The organism is Mucilaginibacter flavus, assembly GCF_030409315.1.
GTDB lineage: Bacteria > Bacteroidota > Bacteroidia > Sphingobacteriales > Sphingobacteriaceae > Mucilaginibacter > Mucilaginibacter flavus.
In genome coordinates this window covers 1-7,029 of record NZ_JAUFPS010000068.1, presented here as the reverse complement: position 1 = coordinate 7,029, position 7,029 = coordinate 1, and the positions used below count along the sequence as shown (strand labels likewise).

Here is a 7,029-nt window from a genome sequence, read left to right as displayed (position 1 = left end):
TCTTAACACCCCCTGCACCCCCGGTATAACAATAACAATCTTTTGTTTTATGTTTCTTTTGTTAGACCAAAGGCAATGACGGGGCTATGTATATAAGTATTACTTTAAAACACCGTATCCTTAACCTCCTCAGCATACACCGGGTAATCCGTTGTATAATGCAAGCCTCTGCTCTCTTTACGTAACATGGCTGATTTTACCACGATGAACGACACCTGGATCAGGTTGCGCAGCTCGCATAATTTTACAGACAACTTTGTTTTTTTATAGAAATCTTCCGTTTCTTCATATAACAGCTTTAACCTGCGTAGCGCCCTCTCCAGCCTGAAATCGGAACGAACAATACCCACGTAGTCATTCATTAGCTTTTGCATTTCGCGTACGTTGTGCGTTACCAGGATGTCTTCGTTTGATAGCTGAACACCGTGCTCGTCCCAGTCAGGGATATTTTCGGGAATTACATTATTTTCAAACTGTTTAATAGCATCTTCGTAAATACGGTGCGCAAAAACCAATGCCTCCAGTAATGAATTGGATGCCAACCGATTAGCACCATGTAAACCAGTCGAAGAACATTCGCCGCAGGCATATAATCTTAGTATAGATGATTGGCCAACATGATCAACCATTACACCACCGCACATATAATGACAGGCCGGCGCCACAGGGATCATATCCTTGGTCATATCGATGCCTATCTCCAGGCATTTGGCATATATATTAGGGAAATGATTTAAAATATCTTTTTTACTTCGATGACGGATATCCAGGTAAACAAAATCTTCACCCGATTTTTTGATCTCGGCATCAATAGCCCTTGCTGTGATATCCCTTGGTGCCAAAGATTTACGCGGGTCATACTCCTGCATAAACTCTTCGCCATTGGTACGTTTCAATACGCCACCAAAACCACGTACTGCTTCTGATATTAAAAACGAAGGATATTCGCCTGGATTATATAACGCTGTTGGATGGAATTGCATAAACTCCATATTACGTACCTTGCCTTTTGCACGGTAAACCATGGCAACGCCATCGCCGGTAGCGATGGTTGGATTGGTGGTGATGGAATAGATATGTCCTGCCCCACCAGCTGCCATTACGGTTACTTTTGATAAAATCTTTTCAACAACGTTAGTCTCTGTATTTAAAGCGTAGATACCGTAGCAGGTAATGTCTGTAGTAGATTTACGCACCAGCTCGCCTAAATGGTGCTGCGTGATCAAATCCACCGCGAAATAATGTGTTAATATCTCGATATTGGGATTTTTATGGATCTCCTCTAATAAAGAGCGTTCAATTTCCCAACCGGTTACATCCTTATAATGGAGTACTCTAAATTCGGAATGCCCACCTTCTTTAGCCAGGTCATAAATGCCTTCGGTAGTTTTGTCAAAGTTGGTTCCGTAATCAATAATTTCATTAATGCGCTCCGGTCCTTCTTTAACAACAGCCTCCACAACTTCGGGGTCGCAAAGGCCGTCGCCACTTATTAAAGTGTCTTCAATATGTTTTTCAAAAGAATCTTCTTTTTTATCCACAACCACCGCCACGCCGCCCTGGGCATACTTAGTGTTTGATTCATCTTCGTTTGATTTAGTAACTATCAGAACCTTACCATGTTTTGCAGCCTTAAGGGCAAAACTGAGTCCGGCAATGCCTGATCCTACAATCAGGAAATCAACAGTACGGGTCATATTTAACGTATATATAGCGTAAAAGTACTACTTGTGTTAATAACAGGGGTAAAACGTGTTAATTTCGTGTAAACAAAAAGCTAACAAATACTAAACGTGTGGATAACTGCGATTTTTGCCTGTTAACTGAACAATTTTTGAGCGACTTTTACATAGTTTAAACATCAAAGCTAACATTTTACACACCAACAAAATATTAACATAAAACTTTTACAATTTAAATTTGATTGTCATACAAATCACAAAATCAAATGAATAGAAACTTAAAAGATGTTAGTAACTGTTAATAAAATGTGAAAACTAATATTTAAAACAAAAACTATGCTCACTTTTGCACATAACTAACACCATAACAAACAATAGTTTTATTTATATAAAAAATTAGTTGTTATTAATTGATTTGTTGAAATGGATACCTTCGAAGAAATAAATGTGACAGGATTTGTGGACGAATACATTGACCCCACGCTTGATCTGTTTGATGAAATTGAAAAATTAAAAAAGGAAAAAAATGCAGTCATTTTGGCCCATTACTACCAGGACCCCGATATCCAGGATATTGCAGATTATATTGGCGACAGCCTTGGCCTATCGCAACAAGCTGCTAAAACCGATGCCGAGGTTATTGTATTTGCCGGTGTACACTTCATGGCCGAAACTGCCAAGATACTATCACCAACAAAAAAGGTTTTACTGCCAGACGTAAAGGCAGGATGCTCATTAGCAGATAGTTGCCCGCCACATTTATTTAAGAAGTTTAAGGAAAACTATCCCGATCACCTGGTGATCACTTATGTAAACTGCACAGCCGAACTGAAAGCTTTAAGTGATATTGTTTGTACATCGAGCAACGCGGTGCAAATTGTAGAAAGCTTGCCGGCAGATCAAAAGATCATATTTGGGCCAGATAAAAACCTGGGTGCTTATGTGGCAAAGAAAACCGGTCGTGACCTGGTATTGTGGAATGGTGCCTGCATGGTACATGAAATTTTTAGTCGTGAAAAGATTACCAGGCTAAAAGAAAGACACCCGGGAGCGAAATTACTGGCGCATCCCGAATGTGAAGACGTGATACTGCAGATGGCCGATTATATCGGATCGACAACCGGCATTTTGAAGTATGCAAGCAGCCACCCGGATAAGGAATTTATAGTGGCAACCGAGGCAGGTATTTTACACCAGATGCAGAAGGAAAACCCGGATAAAACATTTATACCTGCACCGCCAAATAACAATTGCGCCTGTAACGATTGTCCGCATATGAAGCGCAATACTTTAGAAAAATTGTACCTGTGTTTAAAAAATGAAATGCCGGAGGTTACTGTACCTGAGCACATTATTGAAAAAGCGGTAAAACCGATTGAACGCATGCTGGAAATTTCGGCAGGGTTGGGATTGTAAGGATTTAAATGTATCAATAAAATGAACCGTCATTGCGAGGTACGAAGCAATCTCCGTACTACACAGAGCGAACTCAGAAAGATCGATTTGCTTGTGTAGGGATTGCTTCGTACCTACCCATGACGTTTTATAAAAAACGTTTGTCATCCTGAGGAACGAAGAATCTTCTTCGCCATGCTAATTGCAGACTTTTATAGCGAAGAAGATTCTTCGTTCCTCAGAATGACAGGGTGTAGAAAGTAGTTCTTACGTCATCCCCACCTTCAGATTCCGCCGGATTTTACAACTCGCAATGACGTTGGATAAATTATTTTTTTAATAAATCCCCTAAAAACGCAAAAAAATTTCCGCCAAAGGCGGATATAATATTTTGTTGCGCCGGATTTTTTAACATGCCTACAGTTGTGGAAAACAGGTCAAAATCCTAAAAATTTTCCCGCCTTCGGCGGTATGAAGTATAAAGGTTGCGCCGGATTTTAAAGGACAACGCAAATTTTAAAAAATTTTCTGCCTTCGGCAGTATGTTGAGTCACGGTGAGGTTGCGCCGCGAAAAAATAAAAAAAGGGTCCCGGATCTTACATCCGGGACCCTTTTTTTAAGGATATAGGCCTATATCAGTTTACAAATCATCTTTTTTCGTTTCCACCACATCCTGTACAGCTTGTGGTAAATTAGAAAGCAAATTATAACCCGTGGCTTTTTCAATATCACGCACAGTTACACGATATTGTTTCCAGTCGGAGTTAATGGTGTTGATATTGGGCGTATTTACGGCTATTACCCTGGTTGTGGCCGATATACGATTTAAATCGCCATCGCCGGCTGGTACAATAACAGCCACCTTCCAAACATTACTTGGTACTGTAACATGACCGCTGGTAATGGTATTGGCCGAGCCGCTTGAACCGGTGCCACCGGTGCCGTAACTACCCATCACAATGTAAACCTCGTTGCCGGCCACCACTTGCTCGCGCAGGTAATTTTCAAGATTGGCCCAGGTTTGCTGGTTATTTTGCGGTGCTTGTGGTATCATGTTGGTCATCAGGAAGGTTGCAGAGTTAGCATCGGTGGAACTGGTGCGGTCGGCAGAGGGGCAGTTATGCCCCCTATCAAACCCAGATCCAGAATAACTGTTACTTTCCACCTCGTAAAATCCGGTAGGCAAGCCATTAAAACCACCGAAATTATTTAAACGCGCACTGGCATTGGTAATATTAGTAGCGTCTAAATGCCAACTTACCCAGTTTGGCGTACCACGGGTGCTGCTGTATGATTCCTCATAATATTTCTGATCTATCAGGTAATTATTATTCATGGCGATAGTCGGCTGTGCGTCAGAAGGGTTTCCTAAAAGCAGGTTACTGTTATCGCCGGCTGCAGGTGGGGCGTCAGCACCCGCCGTAACACCCCTATCCGGTGCGGCGGTGCCGGTATTGCCGGTAGTATCTGGGCCGCCGCCGTCAGGCGTACCTACCGTTAAACCCGGATCACCAAGACCTTTGAAGGTGATATCATCGATGTTGATGCGCGTGGTACCCGTTTTTTTAATCTGAAAACGAACTTTTGCCGTGGTAGTAACTTTAAATGAATCGGTTACCAGGACGGTGTTATTTTCAGCAATATCGGTACCTAATTGGGTGAAAGTAGTACCGCTATCTGTCGACATCAATAGCTGCCAGGTTGATGCGGCGTCTGCTCCGTATTTAGCGTGTTTAATGCTGATTTGCGTAACGCCTTTGATATCAAATTTCATGGTGATATCGCCGGTGCGTAACCTTACAGATTTTGCGCCATCCTTAACATCGGCCGCTAAATTACCAAGCAGCGCATCATTAAAACTCCATAAACCAGTAGTTAACTGAACGTTGGCTATAGCGTAAGCGGTTTTGGTGCCGGTTTCAAAATTTTCTGTAATGGAGTATGGAACAGGAGTTGGCGTGGTGCCGGTACCGTTGCCCCCGGTGGTTGGGTTTGATGGCGATTGCAGGTCTTTTTTACAACTTGCAACAACTACCAATAAACATAAAAAGATAAATAAATTTCTGATTTTCATAGGTTACTATTTTGTAAGGCAAATCTCTTTAGTTAAAGTTAACTAAATATTAATTTGTTATAGTTAAGGTAGAATATTGGCTTATCTATCGAAATATTTACAAAAAGAGCTATACATGATCTTGACCTACAATAGCAAAAAGTAATTTGTATTTTTGCACCCTAATAAAAAAGTCATCTACAAACCCGCATTAGGGTGTAATCATAAAAAGATATGTTTGAAAACCAGGACAGGACCCATTTGGAGGATTTAGGCGAATTTGGACTGATCAATCATCTTACAAAAAACATTAAACTTGGTCAGGCCAGCACCATCAAAGGTGTGGGCGATGATGCCGCGGTTTTGAGTTTTGAAGGTAAAAAAACGCTGATTAGTACCGATTTGTTATTGGAAGGAATCCATTTTGATCTGGCTTATACCCCGCTAAAACACTTGGGCTATAAAGCGATCCAGGTAAACCTAAGTGATATTTACGCCATGAATGGCACCGCGTCGCAGGTTACGGTATCTATCGGGATGTCGAGCAAATTTCCTTTGGAGGCCATTGAAGAATTGTACCAAGGCATTTACATTGCCTGCGAAAAATACAATGTTGATTTGGTTGGCGGCGACACCACTTCATCAAAACAGGGTTTGGTAATCAGCGTAACTTCTATCGGTTATGCCGATGAAGCTGATGTTGTTTACCGCAATGGTGCCGGCGAAGGCGATTTGATTTGTGTATCGGGCGATTTGGGCGGCGCCTATACCGGTTTGCAATTGTTAGAGCGCGAAAAACTGGTTTACCTGGAAAACCCCAATATTCAACCCGATTTAGAGGGTAAGGATTACATCGTTGAACGCCAGTTAAAACCAGAAGCCCGCCGTGATATTGTGGAACTGTTAAAAAGCATCGAGGTAAAACCAACTGCGATGATCGATATATCAGACGGTTTGGCTTCAGAGATCTTACACATCTGTAAACAAAGTGACAAAGGTTGTAATTTATATGAAGAAAAAATCCCGCTCGACCCGATGACCTACGAAACCGCTCGTGAATTCAATCTTGACCCAACGGTTTGCGCGCTAAGCGGTGGCGAAGACTATGAGTTGCTGTTTACCGTTAAACAATCCGACTACGACAAGATCAAGTTTAAAATGGATATCACCATTATCGGCCATATCACCGAAGCATCAGCAGGCTGTAACCTGGTTACTACGTCAGGCAATTCGCATCCTTTAAAAGCCCAGGGGTGGAACGCCTTCAAAAAATCAGAATAAATGCCCAACAAAATACTGGATAGTTTTTACCTCAATAACCATCCCGATGGCAAAGCGCCGCAAAAGGTGGTTATTGGCACTTTATTGCTTTACCTGGCCGTTGCACTGCAAATGGCAAGCAACCTGTTGGATGGTGTTAACCTGGTAGCCTTCATTTTCATCGCTTTCTTTTTAATATACCTGGTTTTTACAACCGGTGAAGGCCGCAAATGGGCAAGAGGGATACTATTGGTACTGATATTGTTTAACTCTTATGCCCTGGTTGCCAATATCACACACCCGGCCCCCGTTTTAAAACAGCCGCAAGATGTTGCCGTTTACAAAACACCGGTGTTTTTACTTACCCTATTCGTTGCGGAGGTTGTTATCGAGCTTTTGGCTATGGCCTTGGTTTTTTCAAAGGAAGCCAAGCCCTGGTTTAACAGGGAGCGGAAGGTGATTAGTTAGTTATCAATATTTTAAATCCGTCATTGCGAGGTACGAAGCAATCTCTACACAGGCAAATCGACCTTGCTGAGTTCGCTCTGTATGGTACGGAGATTGCTTCGTACCTACCCATGACGTTTAATACTTTAGACAAAGGTTGGCTTTGAACGCAGACGAAGACTCACCCGGCG

5 protein-coding genes are annotated in these 7,029 nt (G+C 42.1%); 3 read left to right on the top strand and 2 right to left on the bottom strand.

What is annotated here, in order from left to right; all coding sequences use genetic code 11:
- Positions 1-104: 104 nt before the first annotated feature.
- Complete coding sequence (gene nadB / locus QWZ17_RS23485) at positions 105-1,697, bottom strand: L-aspartate oxidase (RefSeq protein WP_290307762.1); 1,593 nt, start codon at positions 1,695-1,697, stop codon at positions 105-107.
- A 408-nt stretch (positions 1,698-2,105) separates the two neighbouring features.
- On the opposite strand from nadB, the gene nadA reads away from it, so the two are divergent.
- The gene (gene nadA, locus QWZ17_RS23480; protein ID WP_290307761.1) at positions 2,106-3,098 is read left to right on the top strand and encodes a quinolinate synthase NadA; all 993 of its coding nucleotides are present in this window, start codon (positions 2,106-2,108) and stop codon (positions 3,096-3,098) included.
- Positions 3,099-3,718: 620 nt separating this feature from the next.
- On the opposite strand, the gene QWZ17_RS23475 is transcribed toward nadA, so the two are convergent.
- Positions 3,719-5,152, bottom strand: coding sequence for a DNA/RNA non-specific endonuclease (locus QWZ17_RS23475; RefSeq protein WP_290307760.1), 1,434 nt, complete (start codon positions 5,150-5,152; stop codon positions 3,719-3,721).
- A 213-nt stretch (positions 5,153-5,365) separates the two neighbouring features.
- Here QWZ17_RS23475 and thiL point away from each other — a divergent pair, with 213 nt between their 5' ends.
- Both thiL and QWZ17_RS23465 read left to right on the top strand, forming a co-directional pair.
- Positions 5,366-6,412 (top strand): thiamine-phosphate kinase, encoded by a 1,047-nt coding sequence (gene thiL, locus QWZ17_RS23470; RefSeq protein ID WP_290307759.1) that lies wholly within the window; start codon positions 5,366-5,368, stop codon positions 6,410-6,412.
- Entirely contained in the window at positions 6,413-6,859 is a 447-nt protein-coding gene (locus tag QWZ17_RS23465; RefSeq protein WP_290307758.1) for a hypothetical protein, read from the top strand.
- Positions 6,860-7,029: the final 170 nt, after the last annotated feature.

What these genes read in the sequence shown, in the direction of transcription:
- nadB (WP_290307762.1), bottom strand. Translation starts at nt 1,697, where the DNA reads ATGACCCGTACTGTTGATTTCCTGATTGTAGGATCAGGCATTGCCGGA.
- nadA (WP_290307761.1), top strand. Translation starts at nt 2,106, where the DNA reads ATGGATACCTTCGAAGAAATAAATGTGACAGGATTTGTGGACGAATAC.
- QWZ17_RS23475 (WP_290307760.1), bottom strand. Translation starts at nt 5,152, where the DNA reads ATGAAAATCAGAAATTTATTTATCTTTTTATGTTTATTGGTAGTTGTT.
- thiL (WP_290307759.1), top strand. Translation starts at nt 5,366, where the DNA reads ATGTTTGAAAACCAGGACAGGACCCATTTGGAGGATTTAGGCGAATTT.
- QWZ17_RS23465 (WP_290307758.1), top strand. Translation starts at nt 6,413, where the DNA reads ATGCCCAACAAAATACTGGATAGTTTTTACCTCAATAACCATCCCGAT.